Source organism: Streptomyces sp. NPDC059718, assembly GCF_042733315.1.
Classification (GTDB): domain Bacteria; phylum Actinomycetota; class Actinomycetes; order Streptomycetales; family Streptomycetaceae; genus Actinacidiphila.
On sequence record NZ_JBHWGA010000002.1, the window covers coordinates 208,471 to 230,524 of the forward strand.

The 22,054-nt window shown below is 72.8% G+C and carries 19 protein-coding genes and 2 tRNA genes; 17 read left to right on the plus strand and 4 right to left on the minus strand.

The window, feature by feature from the left end; translation table 11 throughout:
- Positions 1–29: 29 nt before the first annotated feature.
- From gyrA to ACFV3E_RS03475, 6 genes are all read left to right on the plus strand, one after another.
- Entirely contained in the window at positions 30–2,621 is a 2,592-nt protein-coding gene (gene gyrA, locus ACFV3E_RS03450; RefSeq protein ID WP_500533134.1) for a DNA gyrase subunit A, read from the plus strand.
- A 6-nt stretch (positions 2,622–2,627) separates the two neighbouring features.
- Entirely contained in the window at positions 2,628–3,344 is a 717-nt protein-coding gene (locus ACFV3E_RS03455; RefSeq protein WP_500533135.1) for a DUF3566 domain-containing protein, read from the plus strand.
- Between the two features lie 48 nt (positions 3,345–3,392).
- Positions 3,393–3,466 (plus strand) — tRNA-Ile (locus ACFV3E_RS03460).
- A gap of 155 nt (positions 3,467–3,621) precedes the next feature.
- Complete coding sequence (locus ACFV3E_RS03465; protein WP_018559211.1) at positions 3,622–3,762, plus strand: DLW-39 family protein; 141 nt, start codon at positions 3,622–3,624, stop codon at positions 3,760–3,762.
- Positions 3,763–3,940: 178 nt separating this feature from the next.
- A complete protein-coding gene (locus ACFV3E_RS03470; protein WP_500533136.1) occupies positions 3,941–5,836 on the plus strand; it encodes a VWA domain-containing protein in 1,896 nt (631 codons plus the stop codon).
- The gene (locus tag ACFV3E_RS03475) at positions 5,833–7,071 is read left to right on the plus strand and encodes a hypothetical protein (RefSeq protein ID WP_500533137.1); all 1,239 of its coding nucleotides are present in this window, start codon (positions 5,833–5,835) and stop codon (positions 7,069–7,071) included. The genes ACFV3E_RS03470 and ACFV3E_RS03475 overlap by 4 nt, the downstream gene beginning before the upstream one ends.
- Here ACFV3E_RS03475 and ACFV3E_RS03480 read toward each other — a convergent pair.
- Positions 7,057–8,286 (minus strand): serine/threonine-protein kinase, encoded by a 1,230-nt coding sequence (locus tag ACFV3E_RS03480; RefSeq protein WP_500533138.1) that lies wholly within the window; start codon positions 8,284–8,286, stop codon positions 7,057–7,059. The genes ACFV3E_RS03475 and ACFV3E_RS03480 overlap by 15 nt on opposite strands.
- Entirely contained in the window at positions 8,279–8,845 is a 567-nt protein-coding gene (locus ACFV3E_RS03485; protein ID WP_500533139.1) for a helix-turn-helix domain-containing protein, read from the minus strand. The genes ACFV3E_RS03480 and ACFV3E_RS03485 overlap by 8 nt, the downstream gene beginning before the upstream one ends.
- Before the next feature lie 111 nt (positions 8,846–8,956).
- Between ACFV3E_RS03485 and ACFV3E_RS03490 the strand changes: the two genes are divergently transcribed.
- The 3 genes from ACFV3E_RS03490 (at position 8,957) to ACFV3E_RS03500 (ending at position 14,137) form a co-directional block, all read left to right on the plus strand.
- Positions 8,957–9,029: transfer RNA gene (locus ACFV3E_RS03490), tRNA-Ala, on the plus strand.
- Between the two features lie 97 nt (positions 9,030–9,126).
- Positions 9,127–12,465, plus strand: coding sequence for an AfsR/SARP family transcriptional regulator (locus tag ACFV3E_RS03495; protein ID WP_500533140.1), 3,339 nt, complete (start codon positions 9,127–9,129; stop codon positions 12,463–12,465).
- 70 nt (positions 12,466–12,535) lie between these two features.
- Complete coding sequence (locus tag ACFV3E_RS03500; RefSeq protein ID WP_500533141.1) at positions 12,536–14,137, plus strand: MFS transporter; 1,602 nt, start codon at positions 12,536–12,538, stop codon at positions 14,135–14,137.
- A 96-nt stretch (positions 14,138–14,233) separates the two neighbouring features.
- Here the strand turns inward: ACFV3E_RS03500 and ACFV3E_RS03505 are convergent, their stop codons facing one another.
- Positions 14,234–15,001, minus strand: a complete 768-nt coding sequence (locus ACFV3E_RS03505) for a DUF5324 family protein (RefSeq protein ID WP_500533142.1) — start codon at positions 14,999–15,001, stop codon at positions 14,234–14,236.
- 218 nt (positions 15,002–15,219) lie between these two features.
- Here ACFV3E_RS03505 and ACFV3E_RS03510 point away from each other — a divergent pair, with 218 nt between their 5' ends.
- Together ACFV3E_RS03510 and ACFV3E_RS03515 are read left to right on the plus strand one after the other, a co-directional pair.
- Positions 15,220–15,747 (plus strand): peptidylprolyl isomerase, encoded by a 528-nt coding sequence (locus tag ACFV3E_RS03510; protein ID WP_500533389.1) that lies wholly within the window; start codon positions 15,220–15,222, stop codon positions 15,745–15,747.
- Positions 15,748–15,818: 71 nt separating this feature from the next.
- Entirely contained in the window at positions 15,819–16,673 is an 855-nt protein-coding gene (locus ACFV3E_RS03515) for a rhomboid family intramembrane serine protease (protein WP_500533143.1), read from the plus strand.
- 241 nt (positions 16,674–16,914) lie between these two features.
- On the opposite strand, the gene crgA is transcribed toward ACFV3E_RS03515, so the two are convergent.
- Positions 16,915–17,169 (minus strand): cell division protein CrgA, encoded by a 255-nt coding sequence (crgA, locus tag ACFV3E_RS03520; RefSeq protein ID WP_089229113.1) that lies wholly within the window; start codon positions 17,167–17,169, stop codon positions 16,915–16,917.
- Positions 17,170–17,305: 136 nt separating this feature from the next.
- Here crgA and ACFV3E_RS03525 point away from each other — a divergent pair, with 136 nt between their 5' ends.
- The 6 genes from ACFV3E_RS03525 to ACFV3E_RS03550 all read left to right on the plus strand — a co-directional run bounded on the left by ACFV3E_RS03525 (position 17,306) and on the right by ACFV3E_RS03550 (position 21,903).
- The gene (locus ACFV3E_RS03525; RefSeq protein WP_500367999.1) at positions 17,306–18,073 is read left to right on the plus strand and encodes a DUF881 domain-containing protein; all 768 of its coding nucleotides are present in this window, start codon (positions 17,306–17,308) and stop codon (positions 18,071–18,073) included.
- Between the two features lie 2 nt (positions 18,074–18,075).
- A complete protein-coding gene (locus tag ACFV3E_RS03530; protein ID WP_500533390.1) occupies positions 18,076–18,795 on the plus strand; it encodes a class E sortase in 720 nt (239 codons plus the stop codon).
- A gap of 41 nt (positions 18,796–18,836) precedes the next feature.
- Positions 18,837–19,013 carry a hypothetical protein gene (locus tag ACFV3E_RS03535; RefSeq protein ID WP_500533144.1) on the plus strand — a complete coding sequence of 59 codons (177 nt, stop codon included), beginning with the start codon at positions 18,837–18,839 and terminating at the stop codon, positions 19,011–19,013.
- Positions 19,010–19,645, plus strand: a complete 636-nt coding sequence (locus ACFV3E_RS03540; protein ID WP_354792929.1) for an aminodeoxychorismate/anthranilate synthase component II — start codon at positions 19,010–19,012, stop codon at positions 19,643–19,645. Before ACFV3E_RS03535 ends, ACFV3E_RS03540 begins: the two co-directional genes overlap by 4 nt.
- Positions 19,646–19,649: 4 nt before the next feature.
- Positions 19,650–21,146, plus strand: coding sequence for a class E sortase (locus tag ACFV3E_RS03545; protein WP_500533145.1), 1,497 nt, complete (start codon positions 19,650–19,652; stop codon positions 21,144–21,146).
- 70 nt (positions 21,147–21,216) lie between these two features.
- Entirely contained in the window at positions 21,217–21,903 is a 687-nt protein-coding gene (locus ACFV3E_RS03550; RefSeq protein ID WP_500372698.1) for a class E sortase, read from the plus strand.
- The last annotated feature ends 151 nt before the right edge of the window (positions 21,904–22,054 follow it).

Below are 22,054 nucleotides of genomic sequence, written 5' to 3' on the forward strand. Positions count from 1 at the left end.
GCCGCCGCCCGAAAGGACTTTGACCAGCAATGGCCGACGAGAACACCCCTGTCACGCCCGGCAGTCCGCAGGACGCCGCGGGCGCCGCCGAGGCGGACACCACGACGCGGATCGAGGCCGTGGGCCTCGAGACGGAGATGCAGCGCAGTTACCTCGACTACGCGATGTCCGTCATCGTGTCCCGCGCGCTGCCCGACGTCCGGGACGGTCTCAAGCCCGTCCACCGCCGCGTGCTGTACGCGATGTACGACGGCGGCTACCGCCCGGAGCGCGGCTTCTACAAGTGCGCCCGTGTCGTCGGTGACGTCATGGGTACCTACCACCCGCACGGCGACTCCTCGATCTACGACGCGCTGGTGCGCCTGGCCCAGCCGTGGTCGATGCGCATGCCGCTGGTCGACAGCAACGGCAACTTCGGTTCCCCGGGCAACGACCCGGCCGCCGCCATGCGGTACACCGAGTGCAAGATGGCGCCGCTGTCCATGGAGATGGTCCGGGACATCGACGAGGACACCGTCGACTTCCAGGACAACTACGACGGCCGCAACCAGGAGCCGACGGTCCTGCCGTCGCGCTTCCCCAACCTGCTGATCAACGGCTCCGCCGGCATCGCGGTCGGCATGGCGACCAACATCCCGCCGCACAACCTGCGCGAGGTCGCCGAGGGCGCCCAGTGGTACCTGGCCAACCCGGAGGCGTCCAACGAGGAGCTGCTCGAAGCCCTCATCGAGCGCATCAAGGGCCCCGACTTCCCGACCGGCGCCCTGGTGGTGGGCCGCAAGGGCATCGAGGAGGCGTACCGCACCGGCCGCGGCTCCATCACGATGCGCGCGGTCGTCGAGGTCGAGGAGATCCAGGGCCGGCAGTGCCTGGTCGTCACCGAGCTGCCGTACCAGGTCAACCCGGACAACCTGGCGCAGAAGATCGCCGACCTGGTGAAGGACGGCCGGGTCGGCGGCATCGCCGACGTGCGCGACGAGACCTCCTCGCGCACCGGACAGCGCCTGGTGATCGTGCTCAAGCGCGACGCCGTCGCCAAGGTCGTGCTGAACAACCTGTACAAGCACACCGACCTGCAGACGAACTTCGGCGCCAACATGCTGGCGCTGGTGGACGGCGTGCCGCGCACGCTCTCGCTGGACCAGTTCATCAAGCAGTGGGTGACCCACCAGATCGAGGTCATCGTCCGCCGGACGCGGTTCCGGCTGCGCAAGGCCGAGGAGCGCGCCCACATCCTGCGCGGTCTGCTGAAGGCCCTGGACGCGATCGACGAGGTCATCGCCCTGATCCGGCGCAGCGCGACCGTGGACGTGGCGCGTGAAGGCCTGATGGGCCTGCTGGAGATCGACGAGATCCAGGCCAACGCGATCCTGGAGATGCAGCTGCGCCGCCTGGCGGCCCTGGAGCGGCAGAAGATCGTCCAGGAGCACGACGAGCTCCAGACGAAGATCAACGAGTACAACCGCATCCTGGCCTCGCCCGAGCTGCAGCGCGGCATCATCAGCACGGAGCTGACGGCGATCGTCGAGAAGTTCGGCGACGACCGGCGCTCGGCCCTGGTGCCCTTCGACGGTGACATGTCCATCGAGGACCTGATCGCCGAGGAGGACATCGTCGTCACGATCACCCGTGGCGGCTACGTCAAGCGCACCAAGACGGACGACTACCGCTCGCAGAAGCGCGGCGGCAAGGGCGTGCGCGGCACGAAGCTGCGGGAAGACGACATCGTCGACCACTTCTTCGTCACCACCACGCACCACTGGCTGCTGTTCTTCACCAACAAGGGCCGGGTCTACCGCGCCAAGGCGTACGAGCTGCCGGACGCCGGCCGCGACGCCCGCGGGCAGCACGTGGCGAACCTGCTGGCCTTCCAGCCGGACGAGCAGATCGCCCAGGTGCTGGCCATCCGCGACTACAACGCGGCGCCCTACCTGGTGCTCGCCACCCGGTCGGGCCTGGTGAAGAAGACATCGCTGAAGGACTACGACTCCCCCCGCTCGGGCGGTGTCATTGCGATCAACCTGCGGGAGACCGAGGACGGCAGCGAGGACCTGCTGATCGGCGCCGAGCTGGTCGGCCCGGCCGATGACCTGCTGCTGGTCAGCCGCAAGGCGCAGTCCATCCGGTTCACCGCGACGGACGAGTCGCTGCGGCCGATGGGCCGTGCGACCTCGGGCGTGAAGGGCATGAGCTTCCGCGAAGGGGACGAACTGCTCTCGATGAATGTCGTGCGACCGGGTACGTTCGTCTTCACCGCCACCGATGGCGGGTACGCCAAGCGCACCAGTGTGGACGAGTACCGGGTCCAGGGGCGCGGCGGACTCGGCATCAAGGCGGCCAAGATCGTCGAGGACCGGGGTTCCCTGGTCGGGGCGCTGGTGGTGGAGGAGACCGACGAGATCCTCGCCATCACCCTCGGCGGCGGTGTGATCCGCACCCGTGTCAACGAGATCAGGGAAACCGGGCGTGACACCATGGGCGTCCAACTGATCAACCTCGGTAAAAAGGATGCAGTCGTGGGCGTCGCCCGCAATGCCGAGGCGGGGGCGGAGGCCGAAGAGGTCGTCGCCGCCGAAGAGGCCGAGGGCGAGCAGCCCGTGGCCGCCGAGTCGGAGGAGTAAGAAGCCGTGAGTGGAGCCGAGGGCGCCGCGGGTGGGACGGGCGCGGACGGAGGGCAGCCGATGCCGGCTGCCGTTCCGGACGCGATCGGCGGTGCCCCTGGCCCACGTACGGACAACGGCCCGCACCAGGGGGGAATCACCGTGACCGACACCCGTCCAGCGCAGCACCAGCACGCTGTGCACCAGCAGACCTACGGCGGTGGGCCCGGTGGCCCGGTCGCCGAGCAGCCGCAGCAGGCGCCGCAGCTGACCCAGGACCCGCACCAGCCGCCCCAGGCGTACGCGCCCCCGGCCGGGCCCCCCGCGACCGCGGGCGTCCGCCAGCCGCGTCCGGCGGCCCGTACCGTCCCGCGCACGCGCAAGGCGCGGCTGCGGGTGGCGAAGGCCGACCCGTGGTCGGTGATGAAGGTCAGCTTCCTGCTCTCCATCGCGCTGGGCATCTGCACGGTCATCGCGGTCGCGGTGCTGTGGATGGTGATGGACGCCATCGGCGTCTTCACCACGGTCGGCGGCACGCTCAGCGAGGCCACGTCGTCCGGCTCGGACGGCGGGTTCGACCTGGTGTCGTTCCTGTCGCTGTCGCGCGTGCTGACCTTCACGGCGGTCATCGCGGTCATCGACGTCGTGCTGGCCACGGCGCTGGCGACGCTCGGCGCCTTCATCTACAACATGTCGGCCGGCATGGTGGGCGGAATCGAGCTGACGCTGGCGGAGGACGAGTAACCGATTTTGGGCCACGGCCCCGGGTGCGCTAATCTTTCAACGCAGCGCGGGGCTATAGCTCAGACGGTTAGAGCGCTTCCCTGATAAGGAAGAGGCCACAGGTTCAAGTCCTGTTAGCCCCACCGCGTGGACGGCCCGTACGGATCATCCGTACGGGCCGTTTCCTTGTCCGCGTCCGCGGAGTTGGTTCCGGTGGCAGGTCACCGTTCGATATCGACCGGTGTGTATAGTCGGGCCCGTCGGAAGACCCCCAACGCAAGAAGGACGAGGTCGCGCGGTGAAGAAGTTTCTCCTGGTCGCACTGGCCGCCATCGGCGGTCTCCTCGTGTACCGCCAGATCCAGGCGGACCGCGCCGAGCAGGACCTGTGGACGGAGGCCACGGACTCCGTTCCGGCGGGTTCCGGCGCGAGCGTCTGAGACGGCACAGCCCGGACGAAGGATTCCCGAGGCCCCGACCACGATGTGGTCGGGGCCTCGTCATGTCCGCCCGTGGTCGCCCGGCCGTTGTTGCCCGACCGTGACGTGATCCGCTTGTATTTGCTGTCGCAAATCAATAGCTTCGCTGAGGCCGACGATGTGCGAGGGGGAACAGCACATGCGACGAGGGAAGGCGCTGCCGCGCGGGCCCGTGGGGCCGCTGCGGGCGGCCGCGTGCGGGCTGCTGGCGCTGGGCGCCCTGCTGGGCCCGGCCGGGGCGGCCCAGGCCCAGGCCCGGACCGCGGACGACGGCGACGGGCTGGTCATGGTGCTGGACTCCTCCGGCTCCATGGCGGGCGCCCGCATGACGGCGGCCAGGAAGGCCGTCGGCGCCGTCGTGGACGCGCTGCCGGACGGCTACCCGACGGGACTGCGGGTCTACGGCGCGGGCAAGGAGCACGGCTGCGACGACACCCGTCTGCTGGAGCCCGTGCGGCCGCTGGACCGGGACGCCCTGAAGCAGGCCGTGGCCGGGGTGCGGCCCCAGGGGGACACCCCCATCGGGCTGTCGCTCGAGAAGGCGGCCGCCGACCTGCCCGAGGACGGGCGGCGCACGATCGTGCTGGTCTCCGACGGCGAGGACACCTGCGGGGCACCCGAGCCCTGCGAGGTGGCGGCACGGCTGGCCGGGCAGGGCGTGGACCTGGACCTGCGGATCGACACCATCGGCTTCCAGGTGCGCGGCGGTGCCCGCGAGCAGCTGGAGTGCATCGCCGAGGCGGGTCACGGCAGCTACTGGGACGCTCCCGACGCCGCCTCGCTCGTACGGCAGCTGACGCGGGCCTCCCGGCTGAGCGCGGACGCGTACCGCCTCCAGGGCCGGCGGGTGGACGGGGGGACGAGCGCCACCGGTGCGCCCGGGCTGTCCCCCGGCCAGTACGTCGACGACATCGGGCCCGGCGAGACCCGCTGGTACGCGATGACGCTGGACGCGGCCTCCACGGCGGACCTCGCGGTGACCGCGGTGCCGCGGCCGGGGGTGAGGGCCGCGTACGGGGACGGCGTCGAGCTGCGGCTGGCGGGCACCGGCAGGTACCCCCTCACCTGCGGCTCGGACACCGCGCACTTCGGGCAGGACGAGGGCGCGATGGTGATCGGCGGCGCCGTCAGCCGGATCCCCGGCGACGACCGGGACGGCGCCTGCGACAGGGCGGGGCGCTACGTGCTCTCCGTGCACCGCACCAGCGCCGCCGGCTCCGACCGCGCCCGCTGGCCCCTGGAACTGCGGTACGGCTCCGAGCGGCCGTTCCCGGCGGGCGCCACCCCGGCACCGGCCGCGACCCGCTACGGGGATCCTCCGGCGGCTCTGACGGGCGCACCGCGGGACGTCGAGGGCGGCACGGGGTTCAACGACGCGCGCGGGGTCGGCAGGGGCATCTGGCGGGACACGCTGCTGCCCGGTCAGACGCGGTTCTACAAGGTGCGGGTCGGCTGGGGACAGCGACTGACGTACACCGCCGACTTCGCCAACGAACCGCTCCTGGAGGGTGGTTCCACGGCCTCGTCCTTCGTGGCGACGGCCGCGTACGGGCCGGGACGGCAGCCGCTGGGCGATGCCTCCGGGGCCTCGCAACGCCGCGGCTACTACGGGCGCCCGCTGTCCGTGGGGCTCGGCACGGTACCCGTGACCTGGACCAACCGCTGGGTGGTCAGTGGCGGCGCCCGGGGCGCCCGCACGGCGGGCGAGCACTACGTCGCGGTCTCGCTCGGGCCGGGCGCGGCGGGGCTGGCGCGGAACGCGGCGGTGGGGGTCGTCCTGCGCGTGGACGTGACCGGGACGCAACTGGCCGGACCGGAGTACGACGCGCCCGCGCGGGGCGGCGGTTCGGCCGCCGGCCGGGACGGCGGGGAACGGGCGGCGGCCGTGGACACCACGGCGGCCGCAGCCCCCGCGGACGGCGGAGGCTTCATGACGGCGGGCGACGCGGTGGCGGCGGCCGCGGGCGGCGCGGTGGCGCTCGCCGGGGTCGGGACGGTGGCCCTGCTGGGCCGCAGGCGGAGGGACGGCGCATGATCCGCAGGGCGCTCACATCGGTGGCGGCGGCGTTCGCGCTGCTGGCGGGACCGGCGGGAGCGGCGTACGCCGACCCGGCCGTCCCCTCCTGGCAGCCGCAGGGCGAGGAGGTGCGGGGCCGGGCGAGCACCGCGGACGCCCCGCAGCTCAAGCCCGGGGTCCTGTACCGGGACAGCCTGACGGCGGACGAGGGCGGCAAGAACTACGCCCTCGACCTGGACGCGGTGCGCTCGGCCTACCTCGCGGTCTTCGCGCTGCCCCGCCCGGGCTCCGAGGTGGCGTACGGGGACGGCATCGAACTGACGCTGACGAGCACCGACGGCACCCGCTGCGACAGCGACCGCCGGACGTTCTCCGCCGACGGGGCGGCACGGCCCATCGGCACCTGGGTCAAGCGGACCATCGGCAAGGACGGGCCGTGCCAGGAGGCGCACGCGTACGTCCTGGAGGTGACCCGCACCTCGCAGGGCACCTCGGACGCCGCGCCCTGGCCGCTGCAGATCCGGTTCACCCACGAGCCGGGGCTCACCGGCGGCGCCACGCCCGGCCCCGCCCTCAGCCCGGGCACGCAGACGCCGGTGCCCGCGAGCGGCACCGCCCGCGGGGCCACCGGCGGCGCGGACTTCGCCCATGCCGGGGCGCTGGGCACCGGGGTCTGGAAGGACGAGGTGCTGCCCGGGCAGACGCGCTTCTACCGGGTGCCGGTCGGCTGGGGACAACAGGCCTGGGCCGCGGCGGACTTCGCCAACGCGGGCGTGACGAAGCCGGGCGGCTACAGCGGCTCCGGTGTGCGCGTGGAGGTCTACAACCCGCGCTGGGCCTTCATCGGCGGCGACACGGCCTCCTACTCGGGCGAGCAGACCTCCGTCACCGCCACGACCGGGAAGGTCGCCTACGCCAACCGCTACGAGAGCGGTAACGCCGTGTCTGCGGCCCGCTTCGACGGCTCCTACTACCTGGCGGTGTCCGTGCACCCGGAGGTCGCGGGCTTCGTCGACGGCGCCGTCCCGGTCACGCTGCGGATCAACGTCGAGGGCGCCGCGCAGGCGGGGCCGTCGTACGACGGTGACCCCGGCGAGGACCTGGGCCTCCCCGGGGAACCCGGCTCCGGGAACCCGCTGCTGCGCGCCCTCGGCTTCGCGGGCCTGGGCGCCGGCACCGTGCTGCTGCTGTCGCTCGCGGTCTGGACGGTGGCTGCGCGGCGCGCGCCGGCCGCGGTCTCAGGAGGACGCTGACAGGGCCCAGAAGCCGAAGGCGAGGCAGAGGGCCGCGACGAGCAGCATCGGCACGACGACCTTGGCGGGAGGGCCGGGCCGGCGCATCGGCGACGGTGCGCCGGCCCGGGCGGCCGGCACGGCCGGTGCGATCAGCGGGGGCGGCGGCGGAGCGACGGGGGCGGCCACCGGGGCACCGGCACCCGCCACGGTGGCCGTGTACGGACGCGTGGGCGCCGGGGTGACCGGCCCCTGCGTCGGCGGTGTGGGCGGCGTCGGTGCCGTCGCGGCCGGCCGTGGGGCGGGTGCGGGCGGCGGCAGGCGGAAGCTCCCGGTCTCCTCCACGGACGGCGCCGGGTCCACCGGTCCGTCGGGGGAGAAGCCGGCGGGCAGCGGCCCGATCTGGTCGAAGACCTCGACGGCCTCCTCGTCCGGCTCAGGGTCCGGCAGCAGCTCCACCGCCGCCGCCAGGGCCTTGCGGGCGCCCGCGGCGGTGCGGAAGCGGGCCTCCGGGTCCGGCTGCAGCAGGGTGCCGATCACCTCCCACAGGGGGCCGGGGACGCCCTTCGGGGCCCGGGGCATGCCGTGGGCGTACTGGGTGACGATCGCCTCCGCGTCGGGCTTGCTGCCGCCGAGCAGGTAGAGCGCGACCAGCCCGGTCGCGTACAGGTCGGCGGGGAAGTCGGGCTCGGCGCCGAGCAGCTGTTCCGGGGCGAAGTAACCAGGGGTGCCCACGACGTAGTTGGCCGCGGTGAGCCGGGGCTCCCCCTTGCGCATGGCGATGCCGAAGTCCGAAAGCCGCAGGTGCGGGCGCCCGGTGCCGGTCGCCTCCATCAGGAGGTTCGCGGGCTTGATGTCCCGGTGCACCACGCCCTCGGCGTGCACGGCCGTCAGGCCGGACAGCAACTGGTCGAGCAGGCCGCCGACATAGCGCGCCGGCAGCGGGCCGTAGTCGCCGATCAGGTGCGACAGCGAGCCGCCGCGCACCAGGTCCATGGTGAACAGCACCTTGTCGTCGTCGGCCGCCCAGCTCGTGGGGGCCAGGACGTGCGGGTGGTCGATGCGCAGCGCCTGCTCCCGTACGAAGCGCAGCAGGGCGTGGGCGTCGCTCTGCAGCAGCACCTTGGCCGCCACGTAGCGTCCGCGCCGCCGGTCCCAGGCGCGCCACACGGCGCCCACCCCGCCGCGCCCGACCGGATCGACCAGTTCGTACCGGCCCGCGAAGACCTCACCCATGGCGTGCGTCTGCCCCCTGCTTCCGCGCCTCGTAGTCCCGGACCGCCGCGTCGGACGGCCCGGCACCGTACACCCGGAGGAACTCTGCCAGTTGGGGGTGGCGGTGGGCGAGGGAATCGGCCGCCTCGGAGATCTCGGCGGGCGAGGCCACCTCGTGCAGCAGCGAGCGGATCTCGTGGACGACCCTGCGTGCGGGCGGCAGCGGCGCTCCGGTCGCGCTCTGGGTGGTGCCGAGCAGGGGCGAGCCCTCGGAACCGCGGATCTCCTCCATCCGCGGTACCGAGTCCGCTGCGGTCACCGTTCCGCCGGACACCTCCGCGGCGAGTTCCTGCAGCGCCTGGAGCCGCTGTACGACCGCGGGGTTGCCGATCTTCGCGCGCTGCCCGCTCATCAACTGGGAGAGCATCGGCGCCGACAGCCCCAGCACCCCCGCCAGCCGCGCCTGGTTCAGCCCCAGGGTCTCCATGAGGCGGCGGAACAGCACGCCGAGCGGCTCGCCGTACCAGGTGCGCTGCATGTCCTGGACGCGGGTGGTGGCGTCCGGCTGCGAGGTGTCCATTGCGGGCTCCTGACGGGGGACCTTTGCGGCCGCGAACTTGCCCGTCATCCTACGGACCCCCGATACTCGGTCGGTGATCCTCTCCGCAGCCGGTACGCTGGTCTGCGGCACGGGGCCTTAGCTCAGTTGGTAGAGCGCCGTCTTTGCATGGCGGATGTCAGGGGTTCGACTCCCCTAGGCTCCACACCGTCCGACCGGGCCGGGAACCTCATGGAGGTCCCGGCCTGTCGTGTTCCCGGGGCCTGGTGCCGGCCGCGGGCCCGTGCGGCAGAATCGGCGGCGTGCGGTTCGGCATTCTGGGGGAGACGAGAGCGCTGCGGGACGACGGGGGCACCGCCGCCGTCGGAGGCCCGGGCCGGCGGGCGCTGCTGGCGATGCTGCTGCTGGAGGCGGGCCGGATCGTCAGCACCGAGCGGCTGATCGACGGGCTGTACGGGGACGAGCCGCCGGCCGGGGTCGGCAACGCGCTGCAGTCCCAGGTCTCGCGGCTGCGCGCGGCCGTCGCCGTGCCCATCGAGCGCCATCCGGGCGGCTACCGGCTGGTGGTCGCCCGTGACGAGGTGGACGTGCACCGCTTCGAGCGGCTCGCGGCCGAGGGGCGGGAGGCGCTGGCCGCGGGTGAGCCCGGGCGGGCCGCAGGCCTGCTGCGCGGTGCGCTGGACCTGTGGCGGGGCTCGGCCCTGGCGGACGTGGGCGACGCGCCCTTCGCGCGGGCGCAGGTGGCGCGGCTGGACGAACTGCGGATCTCGGCGGTGGAGGACCGCATCGCGGCCGAGCTGGCGCTGGACGCGCGGCACCATCAGGAACTCGTCGCCGAACTGCAGGAGCTGGTCACCCAGTACCCGCTGCGGGAACGGCTGCGCGCCCAGTTGATGCGGGCGCTGTACAGCTGCGGCCGCCAGTCCGAGGCACTGCGGGTGTATGAGGACGCACGGAGTGAACTCGCCGAGTCCCTCGGCGCTGACCCGGGCCCGGAACTGGTGGAGGCGCATCTGGCGGTGCTGCGCGGCGAGCCGGTGCCCGCCCGTACCGGGCCGGCCGCGGTCGCCGGGGGCACCGGAGGCGTGCTGGATGCCCGGTCTTCGGGTGTTTCACGTGAAACATCGTCCGCCGGGAGTCCGTCCGCGCCGCTCCTCCGGCACGGGCTGCCCGCCCAGCTGACCAGCTTCATCGGGCGTGAGCAGGAGTTGGCACGGATCGGGGCGCGGCTCGGTGACGCCCGGCTGGTCACCCTGATCGGCCCGGGCGGTGCGGGCAAGACCCGTACCGCGGTGGAGGCGGCCGGGCGGCACGCGGGGGAGGTCTGCTTCGTGGACCTCTCCGGGCTGACCCACGGCTCCGAGGTCCCGCAGGCGATCGCGGGGGCCCTGGGCCTGCGGGAGGCGGGTCTGCTCCCCGGGGCCGCCGGACGTGAGGCCGCGGGTCCGGAGGGCTCACCGCTCGCCCGCCTCACGGCCGCGCTGACCGACCGGGAGGTGCTCCTCGTGCTGGACAACTGCGAGCACCTGATCGCCGACGTCGCCCGCATCACCGCGGAGCTGCTGACCACCTGCCCGCGGGTGCGGGTCCTGGCGACCACCCGGGAGGCGCTCGGCGTCAACGGCGAGACGCTCTGCCCGCTCGAACCGCTGCCCCTGCCGGCCCCCGGCGCGCCCGAGGAGGACGTGCTCGGCTCCCCCGCCGTCCGGTTGCTCCTCGAGCGGGCCGCCGCCGTGAGTCCGTCCGGCAGGCTGCCCGATGCCGAGGCCGCCGCCCGGATCTGCCGGGCACTGGACGGCGTCCCGCTCGCCATCGAGCTGGCCGCCGCCCGGCTGCGGTCGTTGTCCGCCACCGACGTCGCCGACCGGCTCGGTGACGTGCTCGCCGGGCCCGGCGACCGCTTCCGGTTGCTCTCCCGGGGCAGCCGCACCGCCCAGCCCCGTCAGCGGACCCTGCGCGGGGTCGTGGACTGGAGCTGGGAGCTGCTGCCCGAGGACGAGCGCACCGTGCTGCGCCGCGCCTCCGTCTTCGCCGGGGGCTGGACCCTCCCGGCGGCCGAGGCGATCTGCGCGGGGCCCGCGGCCGGCCCGGCGGACGATGACGCCATCGACGCCGAGGACGTGCTCGACCTGCTCGCCTCCCTCGCCGACAAGTCGCTGGTGGTGGTGGACCGTCCGAACGGCCACGAAGGGGGTGTGCGCTACCGGCTGCTCCAGACCATCAGGGCGTACGCCGCCGAACGTCTCGCCGAGGCGGGCGAGTCGGAGGCGCTGCGCGGGGCGCACGCCGCGTACTTCCTCGACCTGGCGCTGACCGCCGACCCTCGGCTGCGCCGGGCCGAGCAACTGGAGTGGCTGCGCCGGCTCGCCGCCGACCACGACAACCTGCACGCCGCGCTGCGCGGTTCGGTGGCCGCGGGCGACACCGCCGTGGCGCTGCGGTTGCTCGCCGCCCTGTGCACGTACTGGATGTTGCGCGGCATGCGCTACGAGGGCGCCCGGCCCGCCCGTGAGTTGCTGGCGGTGACCGGGCCCTGCGCGCCGCCGGGGCTGGCGGAGGAGTACGCGCTGTGCGTGATCACCGCCGCCTCCGTCACCGCGGACCAGGCCGAACTCGCCGTCCACCTGGCGGCCGCCACGGACGTCGTCGCCGGGCTCGGCGGCATGGCCCGCCGCTATCCCGTGCTCAACCTGCTCTGGGCGCCCTTCGCCGGAGTGCCGGACGACGAGACGTACGCCCGGTACGCGGACGGCGCGGCGAGCCTCGTCGAGCCCTGGCAGCGGGCCCTGGTCCACGTCGGCTCGGGGTTCCACGCGTGGATGGTCGGCGGTGACATCGCCGCGGCCGAGACGGAGTTCGACCGGGCCCTCGCCGGGTTCCGCGCCCTGGGCGACCGCTGGGGGGCCACCATGGCCCTCACGCAGCTGGCCTGGCTGTCCGGCGCCCGCGGTGACGTGGCGCGGGCCGTGGCGCTGATCGACGAGGCCCTCGGCCACGCCGCCGAGCTGGGCGCCACCGAGAGCGTCGCCGAACTGCTCGGCGAACGCGGCAGGTGCGGCCTGCGGGCGGGACGGTACGAGCAGGCCCGGGCCGACTTCACGCGCGGGCTGGAGCTCGCCCGCGGCTGCGGCGCCCGGGAGATGTTCGCCGGGGCCCACCTGGGCCTCGGCGAGTGCGCCCGGCTGACCGGCGACCTCACCGAGGCGCGGCGGCTGTCGGGGCTGGCCCTGTCCGAGTCCCTGGACGGCTGGTACACCGGCGAGAGCGCCCGTGCCGAGGCGCACATCGCCCTCGGCAGGATCGCCCAGGAGGAGGGTCACACCGCCCGCGCCCGCGGGCACTTCCGCGAGGCCGCGGGCGTGGAGCACGGGGCCCGCGACCTGCCGCTGGCGGCGAACCTCGCCGATGCCTTCGCCGGCCTCGCGCTCGCAGAGGGCGACCCCGCACGGGCCGCGGAACTGCTGGGCGTGGGCAGTGCGCTGCGCGGCACCGAGGTGCCGGCCGGTCCCGACGCCGCCCGCACCGAGGGCGCCGCACGGGCCGCCCTCGGCGACCCGGCCCACCACGAGGCGTACGCGCGCGGTGCGGGACTCCCCGCCGACCGGGCGCTGCGGGCACTGACCGGGCTGACCGCGCGCTGACCGGGCCCGGGCAGCCGCCGGTCAGCGCGCGGTGCGCGGCCGGTCAGCGGCCGCGCGCACCGTGTCGGTCATGACGAATCCCGCACGCACACACGACGCCGCGGCCGTGACGCCCGCGGCCCCCGCCCGCCATCGCTGGGCCGCACTCGCCGTCTGCTGCCTGGCCGCCATGCTCCTCGGCATCGACAACAGCGTGCTCAACTACGCCATCCCGTCGCTGCTGAAGGACATGGGTCCGTCCGGCACCGAGATCCTGTGGATCTCCGACGTCTACGGCTTCGCCATGGGCGGCCTGCTGGTCGTCATGGGCAACCTCGGCGACCGGCTCGGCCGCAAGCGGATGATGCTGCTGGGCGCCGCCGCCTTCGGCGTGGCCTCGCTGCTCACCGCCTACGCACCGGACCCCGGGGCGCTGATCGCCGGCCGCGCGCTGCTCGGCGTCGCCGGGGCGGCGATGGTGCCCTCGACGCTCTCCGTCGTACGCCACGCCTTCACCGACCCCAAGGAGCGCACCACGGCGATCGGGATCAGCAGCGGCATCGCCGCCGCGAGCTTCGCGCTCGGACCCGTGGTCGGTGGCCTGCTGCTGGACCACTTCTGGTGGGGCTCGGTCTTCCTGATCAACGTCCCGCTCATGGCGGTCGTCCTCGTGGCCGGCGCCCTGGTGCTGCCGGAGTCCCGCAACCCGCGGCCGGGACGGCTGGACTGGATCGGCGTGCCGCTGTCGGTCGTCGGTGTCCTGGGCGCCATCTACGCCGTCAAGGAGGGCTTCCGGGACGGCGCGGACCATGCGCCGGTGTGGATCGCCGCGGCGATCGGGACGGCGGCCCTGGTGCTGTTCGCCCGCCGCCAGGTGCGGGTCGAGGAGCCCCTGATCGACCTGCGGCTGTTCCGCAACCCCGCCTTCAGCGGCGCCGTCGGCGCCAACCTGGTCATGATCTTCGCCTCGTCCACGCTGTCGCTCGCCTTCTCCCTGTACTTCCAGGTCGTCCGCGGCTGGTCGCCCTTCACCGCGGGGCTGGCGCTGCTCCCCGGCCCGCTGGCCGCGGCCTTCGCCGCGCCGCTGGCCACCGCGCTGATCCCGCGGCTGGGCCGGGCACGGGTGGTGGCCCTCGGCCTGGTGCTGCTGGCCGCGAGCACCGCGGTGCTCGGCCGGCTCTCCACGCCCGGGACGCCGTACTGGCAGCTGCTGGCGCCGCTGGTCGCCAACGGCGCGGGCATCATCCTGATCGTCTCGGTCACCAACGACACGATCCTCGCGAGTGCCCCCAAGGAGCGGACGGGTGCGGCCGCCGCCGTCTCGGAGACCGCCATGGAGATGGGCGGTTCGCTGGGCATCGCGGTCCTCGGCTCGCTGCTCGGCGCGGTCTACCGTGACGCGCTCGCCCTGCCCGCGGGACTGCCCACAGGCGCCGCGGACGCCGCCCGCGAGTCGGTGGGCGGGGCCGCCGAGGCCGCCGCCCGGGTGCCGGGGGCGGACGGGGCCGCGCTGCTGGCGGCCGCGAAGGACGCCTTCTGCCACAGCGTCCAGGTCACCACCGTGGTGGGGGCGGCGCTGCTCGCCGTCGGCGCCGTCGTGGCGCTGTACGCCCTGCGCGGGGTGCCCGCGGAGATCGCCGACCCGGAGGCCGAGGAGGAGGTCCTGCCGCTGCCCGCGCCGTCCGGACGGTGACGGGTGCGTACGGCAGGAGGGCGGCGGACCCGTCACGGGTCCGCCGCCCTCCTGCCGGTCGTGTCACACACCGCCGCCGGTGTCCGGGCCGTCACGTCACGGGTGGGTGTCCCCGCGGTCGCGGCGGTCGTCGGCGTCCGACTCCGCCTGCTTGGCCTGTACCTCCGGGTCGAGTGCGTCCACCGGGGAGCCGTCGACCTTGCCGAACGAGGCGTCGGCCTCGACGCCGCCGTTGAGGGAGGCGCGGTCGGCGACCTCGGTGGCGGGCGCGGGCTCCACCAGCCAGTCGGGGTTGGTCTGCTTGCTCCACCACTTCCACGCCGCGAAGCCGGCCCCGGCGACGAGGCCCGCCAGCAGCAGGCCCTTGGCGAACCGCCCGTTGCGGGCGCGGCGCTCGCGGCGGCGCTCCAGCTTGCGGATGTCGTCCGCTGTGACGTGGCTGCGCAGCACGGCGACCGCGGCGGCGCTGCGGGCGGCCGCCTCCTCCGCGGCCGGAGCCGCGACGCTGCGCACGGTGGTCACCGCCTGGCCCATCCGCGGCGCTGTGAACTCCGCCGCCAGACGGGCGGTGTCACGGGTGCGCCGGGCGGCGGTCCCCACCTTCTGCTGGACGCCCGGCGGCACCGCCGCCAGGGCCTGGTCGAGACGCGCCGCCAGGTGCGCGTCGTACTGCGTCCGGGCCGCCGCGCGGGCCTGCCGCCCGGCCGCCGACACCCGCGGTGCCAGGTAGAGCCTGGCCTCGTCCGTGTAGTGCGCGGCGTTGAGCTTCGCTGTGTCGGCGTACGGCGCCACCACGTCCGCGGCGTGCCGCACGCTGACCCTCGTCCTCTCGGCTGCGTCGCGCACGCTGTCGATGCGGGTCACGAGAACCTCCTCCTCGGTGGCGTTCGGTTTTCGCCTTTCCACCCGGTTTGAAATCATGCCCGCCGCCGCGGGGTACGGCATGTGCGTACGGGCATCCGGGTCAAGGGGAGCCGTCACCGACGATGCCACCGGATGACCTGCGGCGCGACAGTTGCGTGCGGGAAGGCGTGGCGTGCGAGGATTTGCCCCTGTCAGTGAGGACTATGGAAGGCAAGATCGTGGCCGAGCAGCTCTACGCCACCCTGAAGACCAACCACGGGGACATCACCGTCCGGCTGCTGCCGAACCACGCGCCGAAGACGGTCAAGAACTTCGTGGAGCTCGCGGAGGGGACCCGTGAGTGGACGGACCCGCACACCGGCCGGACCTCCCACGAGCACCTCTACGACGGCACGGTCTTCCACCGGGTCATCTCCGGCTTCATGATCCAGGGCGGCGACCCGCTGGGCAACGGCACCGGCGGCCCCGGCTACCAGTTCCCCGACGAGTTCCACCCGGACCTCGGTTTCACCAAGCCCTACCTCCTGGCCATGGCGAACGCCGGCCCGGGCACCAACGGCTCGCAGTTCTTCATCACGGTCTCCCCGACGGCGTGGCTCACCCGCAAGCACACCATCTTCGGCGAGGTCACCGACCCCGCCAGCCAGAAGGTCGTGGACTCCATCGCGACCGCCCCCACCAACCCGCGCACCGAGCGTCCGCTGGAGGACGTGGTGATCCAGAGCGTCGTGATCGAGCGTCGCTAGGGTCCCGGGAACCCGAACGCCCCGCCCGTGCGTATGACGGGCGGGGCGATTCCGCTGCGAAGGGCTGACACATGACCGACCAGGCCGTCCGCTGCTACCGGCACCCGGACCGGGAGACCGGCATCCGCTGCTCCCGCTGCGAGCGGCCGATCTGTCCGGAGTGCATGATCAACGCGTCCGTGGGCTTCCACTGCCCGGAGTGCGTGCGGGAGGGCCGTCGTGCGGCCCAGGCCGCCGAACCCCGTACGGTGGCGGGCGGTTCGGTCGCCGGGGACCCCCGGCTGGTCACCAAGATCCTGATCGGGCTGAACCTGCTGGTCTTCCTGCTCGCCAGGGTCGAGGGCAAGCAGTTCGTCACCGAGCTGGGGCTCTTCGTCCCGTGCTACGCCCCCGGCACCGCGGTGTGCGGCGTGGCGGGCGGACCCGGCGAGTGGTACCGGCTGGTGAGCTCGATGTTCCTCCACCAGGAGGTCGCGCACATCGCCTTCAACATGCTCTCGCTGTGGTGGATCGGCGGCCCGCTGGAGACGCTGCTCGGCCGGGCCCGCTACACCGCGCTCTACCTGGTCGCGGGACTGGGGGGCAGCGCGCTGGTGGTGCTGCTGGCCCCGGAGACCCTGACCTTGGGTGCCTCGGGCGCGATCTACGGGCTCTTCGGCGCCACGGCCGTCTTCGTGAAGCGGCTGCGGATGGACATGCGGCCCGTCCTGATCCTGCTCGGGCTGAACCTGCTGTTCACCTTCACCTGGGGGGGCATCAGCTGGGAGGCGCACATCGGCGGTCTCGTCACCGGGGCGATCATCGCCGTCGCGATGGCGTACGCGCCGCGTTCGCGCCGGGCGCTGGTCCAGTGGGGGACGTGCGTGGCGATGCTGCTCGCCGTGGCGGTCACGGTGTGGGCCGGGGTCGCGAATATCTCCGGCTAGGCCGTAACGCGCACCGTTGATCAGACGTTATCCACAGAGAGGCGGAGGCCTCCTGTGCATCCTGTGGGCAAGCCGTGCGCGTGCCCCTACACACCGTGTCTGACCTGCAAGATCAACGAAAGACCGGTGGTCCGTACAACGGACCACCGGTCACACCGGTGTCAACCGGCTGACGGTTATCCACAGATCATGCGACCTTTTCAACACTGTGGATGACGCCTGTGGATAACTGTGCGATCTGCTACTTCCACTGCGTGGACACGACGAACCCGCCCGCGATGAAGCCGAAGCCGACGGCGATGTTCCAGTTGCCCAGCTGCTCGATCGGGAAGCTGCCCTGCGTCACGTAGAAGACCACGATCCAGGCCAGGCCGACGAGGAACAGTGCCAGCATGAGCGGAGCCACCCAGCCGCGGCCGGACTTCAGCTTTATGGGGGTGGTCTTCTCCGGGGGCGGAGTGAAGTCGGCCTTCTTGCGGATCCGTGACTTCGGCACGAGGGACTCTCCTGTCGATGCGCTGCGTAACCGCGCGTGTGACGTCTTGTATGAGCGGCCCGACGGCAGGGGGGCCCACGCCTCCGGGCGTCCGTTAGCGTAGTGCTTCCGCGGGTTGGAAGGAGATAAGGCTACGGTGAGCAATCCGGTGGACGCCTCCCCGGGCCCCCGATCCGCCCGGTCTGTGGTGCTTCGCGTACTCAGCGCCGGGGTCTTCGCGATGGCCGGTCTGCTGTTCTGGATGAGTTTCGACACCGCCAAGGGCCTGGACATCCGCACCGACGACCCGCTGCTGCGCCTGTCGGACCGTGTCCAGGAGAAGAGCCGGCAGAACGAGCAGCTGGAGAACGAGCTCGCCGGGGTGCGCGAGGACGTCGACGGACTCGCCCACACCGACAGCGGCGTCAGCGACGCCACCCGCAAGGAGCTGGCGCGGCTCGGCGCCGAGGCCGGCACCCTCAAGCTCACCGGTCCCGCCGTCTCGGTCACCCTGAACGACGCGCCGCCGGACGCGACGGCGCTCGTCCCGGGCGTGCCGAATCCGCAGCCGAACGACCTCGTCATCCACCAGCAGGACCTGCAGGCCGTGGTCAACGCCCTGTGGGCGGGCGGCGCCTCCGGCATCAAGGTGATGGACCAGCGGCTGATCTCCACCAGCGCGGTGCGCTGCGTCGGCAACACGCTCATCCTGCAGGGCCGCGTCTACTCCCCGCCGTACACCATCACGGCCGTCGGCGACCAGGAGAAGCTGCACAAGGCGCTCGACGCCAGCCCCGCGATCCAGAACTACCTGCAGTACGTCCAGGCCTACGGGCTCGGCTGGAAGGTCGAGGACGAACGACGGGTGACTCTTCCCGGCTACTCCGGCACAGTGGACCTGCAGTACGCCAAGCCTGTGGGGTGAGCATGCGCCTGGTGGTGCGGACGCTGAGCGAATTGTGCATCACCGTGGGCGCGCTGATCGTGCTCTTCGTCTGCTACGTGCTGTTCTGGACCGGTGTACGGGCGGACCGCGCGATGGACGGGGAGATCGACCGGCTGCAGGACCGCTGGGCGACCGGGCCCGTCGCCGCGGCCGATCCGTCACCCGAAGGCGCGGGCGGTGCCACCCCCTCGGCGTCCCCTTCCCCGTCGGGGCCGGCCGCGGCGCCCTACCGGGACGGCACGGCCTTCGCGGTGATGTACGTCCCGCGGCTGGGCCGTTCCTGGCACAAGCCCGTGCTGGAGGGGACGGGCACCGGCACCCTGAAGAAGGGCCTCGGCCACTACGCGAACACCGCCCGGCTCGGCGCCGTGGGCAACTTCGCCGTCGCCGGCCACCGCCGCACCTACGGCGACCCGTTCAAGGACTTCCCCAGGCTGCGCGAGGGCGACGAGGTCGTCCTGACCGACGGGCGCACCTGGTACACCTACGAGATCGACCGCGCACCCTACCGCACCGTCCCCACCGACGTCGCTGTGATCGATCCCGTCCCGGTGAAGTCCGGGTACACCGTTCCCGGCCGCTATCTGACCCTGACCACGTGCGATCCCGAGTGGGGCCACAGCCACCGGCTCATCACCTGGGGGCACCTGGAATCCACACGCCCTGTGGAGGACGGTATGCCGGAGGGTTTGTCGGGCTAATCTTGGGCGAGGCACGGGCACGGAGGGCAGGAAGGCGGCGCATGTACGGCTGGATCTGGCGGCATCTGCCGGGCAACGTGTGGCTGAAGGCACTCATCTCTCTGGTGCTGGTCCTCGTCGCCGTCTACGTGCTCTTCCAGTACGTCTTCCCGTGGGCGGAGCCGCTGCTGCCGTTCGGGGACGTGACCGTCGACGAGGGGATGGCAGCCGTCCGATGAGCGCGCGCATCCTCGTCGTCGACAACTACGACAGCTTCGTCTTCAACCTGGTCCAGTACCTGTACCAATTGGGCGCCGAGTGCGAAGTGCTCCGCAACGACCAGGTGGAGCTCGCCCACGCCCAGGACGGCTTCGACGGCGTCCTGCTCTCCCCCGGGCCCGGCACCCCCGAGGAGGCCGGCGTCTGCGTCGACATGGTGCGCCACTGCGCCGCCACCGACGTCCCGGTCTTCGGGGTCTGCCTCGGACTGCAGTCCATGGCGGTGGCGTACGGCGGTGTGGTGGACCGGGCGCCGGAGCTGCTGCACGGCAAGACCTCCCTGGTGACCCACGAGGGCCGCGGGGTCTTCGCGGGGCTGCCGACGCCGTTCACCGCGACCCGCTACCACTCGCTGGCGGTCGAACGGGACACGGTGCCGGAGGAGTTGGAGATCACCTCCTGGACGGAGAACGGCATCATCATGGGACTGCGGCACCGCAGCGCCCGGGTGGAGGGCGTCCAGTTCCATCCCGAGTCGGTGCTCACCGAATGGGGGCACCGGATGCTCGCCAACTGGCTGGTGGAATGCGGCGACAAGGGCGCCGTCGAGCGTTCCGCGGGCCTCGCGCCTGTGGTCGGAACCAGGGCGTGACTGCGTGACCGCGCATCGGCACTTCGGTGACACCGCCGAATTCGCCGCCGTGGTGGAGCAGTTGGCCGACCCGCTCAACGACCCGCTGCCCAGCACCGGGCGCCGCGCGGCCCGGCCCGCCCAGGAGTCCGGCACGGACTCCGGCACGGACTCCGGCGCGGACTCCGGCGCGGAGCCCGCCGCGGCGCCACCTACGCCGCCCCCCACGACGCCGCCCGCGCCCGCGCAGCCGGTCACTCCCCTGGCCGCGGTGCCGGGCCAGCAGGTGTACGAACGGGGGCAGGGGCAAGGGCAGGAGCAGGGGTACTACGGGTCCACGAGGCCCGCCTACGAGCCGCAGCCGGCCGACCCGTGGCCGTCCCGGCCGTCGTCCGCGCCGGGCCCCGAGGAGCCGCCCGAGCCGCGCCCCCGGCACGGAGGGCCGGCCGAGCAGCCGTACGCCGAGGGGTTCAGGGCCGTCCGGCGTCCCCTCACCGACGAGGAGCGCGCCGCCGCGCGCCGCCGGGTCGCGGGCGCGCCCGGCGACACCATGGCGATGCCCGTGGTGACCGGGTCAGAGCCGGAGCGCGAGCGCGAGCCGGAGCAGGACCGGGAGGAGACCCCGCAGCCGCCCCCCGTCGTCCCGGCGCCCGAGGGCGGTGGACGTGCGGCCCGCCGGAAAGCGGCCCAGGAGGCCGCACGGCGCGGCGGCAGGGGAAGGAGGCGTTCCGGTGCCCCCGAGGCTTCCCAGGCCGCCACAGGGGCCGTCACGGCCCCCATGGCGTCGACGCCGGCCGCACCCAGGTCCCGCATGGAGGCCCGACGGGCCGCGCGCGCGGCCAAGGAGAGCCCCGCGGTGATCGCCAGCCGGGTGGCCGGCGAGGTGTTCATCACCCTGGGCGTGCTGATGCTGCTCTTCGTGACCTACCAGTTGTGGTGGACCAACGTCCTCGCCCACCAGCAGGCCGGCGGCGCCGCCAACAACCTGCAGAAGCAGTGGCAAGGCGAGAAGGACCCGGCCCGCGACCCCGGCGCCTTCTCGCCCGGGCAGGGCTTCGCGATCATGTACATCCCGAAGCTGGACGTGAAGGCACCCATCGCCGAGGGCGTCGACAAGCACAAGGTGCTCGACAAGGGCATGATCGGCCACTACTCGGGCGAGCTGGAGACGGCCATGCCCTGGGACAAGCAGGGCAACTTCGCCCTCGCCGCTCACCGCAACAGCCATGGCGAACCGTTCCGCTACGTCAACAAACTGGTGGCGGGGGACAAGGTCGTGGTCGAGACGGAGAGCACGTACTACACGTACGAGATCACGAGCACGCTGCCCTCGACCCCGCCCTCCAACATCTCGGTGATCAAGCCGGTCCCCGACGGATCCGGCTTCACCAGGCCCGGCCGCTACATCACACTGACCACGTGCACACCGGAGTTCACCAGCAAGTTCCGGTTGATCGTCTGGGGCAAGATGGTCGAGGAATGGCCGCGCAGCAAGGGCAAGCCGCCCGCCTTGGTCGGCTGAGCCAGGTACGGACGCACAAAGATCGGGGCAAGTGGTGACGACCACCCAGCACGACCGCGCCCGGGAAGCCGTGCCCGCCCGGCACCGGCTCTCGTGGTTCGCCGCCACCGTCAGCCTGATCGGTGAACTCCTCATCACCGCGGGCGTGATCCTCGGGCTCTTCGTCGTCTACTCCCTTTGGTGGACCAACGTCCTCGCCGACCGTGCCGCCAAGCACGAGGGCGATGCCATAAGGCGCCAGTGGGCAGACAGCGCCCCGGGCAAGCTCGACACCAAGGGCGGCATCGGCTTCCTCCACGTCCCCGCCATGGGCAGGAACTACGAGGTCCTGGTGAAGAAGGGCACCTCCACGAAGGTGCTCAACGAGGGTGTCGCCGGCTACTACACCGAGCCCGTCGAGTCCGCCATGCCCGGGGACAAGCAGGGCAACTTCACGCTCGCCGCGCACCGCGACGGCCACGGCGCGAAGTTCCACAACATCGACAAGATCAAGAACGGCGACCCGGTCGTCTTCGAGAACCGCGACACCTGGTACGTCTACAAGGTCTACAAGGTGCTCCCCGAGACCTCGAAGTACAACGTCGAGGTCATCGACCAGATCCCGAAGGAGAGCGGCAAGAAGAAGGCCGGCCGCTACCTCACGCTCACCACCTGCACCCCGGTCTACACCTCGCGCGACCGCTACATCGTGTGGGCCGAACTCGTCCGTACCCAGAAGGTGGACGCGAAGCGGACGCCTCCGGCGGAGCTGGGCTGACGCGCAGGAGCCGCCCGCACGAGCGGGGGGCACAAACGGAAGGGGCCGCGGACGTGATGTCCGCGGGCCCGTACGTTTTAGGTGGCTTAGGCGTGAGCCGCCGATTGATCCGTATTGGTTTCCAACCCCCCCCGGGTTGTGCCCGGGGGAG

What these genes read in the sequence shown, in the direction of transcription:
- ACFV3E_RS03515 (WP_500533143.1), top strand. Translation starts at nt 15,819, where the DNA reads ATGACCGACCAGGCCGTCCGCTGCTACCGGCACCCGGACCGGGAGACC.
- ACFV3E_RS03535 (WP_500533144.1), top strand. Translation starts at nt 18,837, where the DNA reads ATGTACGGCTGGATCTGGCGGCATCTGCCGGGCAACGTGTGGCTGAAG.
- ACFV3E_RS03530 (WP_500533390.1), top strand. Translation starts at nt 18,076, where the DNA reads ATGCGCCTGGTGGTGCGGACGCTGAGCGAATTGTGCATCACCGTGGGC.
- gyrA (WP_500533134.1), top strand. Translation starts at nt 30, where the DNA reads ATGGCCGACGAGAACACCCCTGTCACGCCCGGCAGTCCGCAGGACGCC.
- ACFV3E_RS03540 (WP_354792929.1), top strand. Translation starts at nt 19,010, where the DNA reads ATGAGCGCGCGCATCCTCGTCGTCGACAACTACGACAGCTTCGTCTTC.
- ACFV3E_RS03500 (WP_500533141.1), top strand. Translation starts at nt 12,536, where the DNA reads ATGACGAATCCCGCACGCACACACGACGCCGCGGCCGTGACGCCCGCG.
- ACFV3E_RS03470 (WP_500533136.1), top strand. Translation starts at nt 3,941, where the DNA reads ATGCGACGAGGGAAGGCGCTGCCGCGCGGGCCCGTGGGGCCGCTGCGG.
- ACFV3E_RS03480 (WP_500533138.1), bottom strand. Translation starts at nt 8,286, where the DNA reads ATGGGTGAGGTCTTCGCGGGCCGGTACGAACTGGTCGATCCGGTCGGG.
- ACFV3E_RS03485 (WP_500533139.1), bottom strand. Translation starts at nt 8,845, where the DNA reads ATGGACACCTCGCAGCCGGACGCCACCACCCGCGTCCAGGACATGCAG.
- ACFV3E_RS03475 (WP_500533137.1), top strand. Translation starts at nt 5,833, where the DNA reads ATGATCCGCAGGGCGCTCACATCGGTGGCGGCGGCGTTCGCGCTGCTG.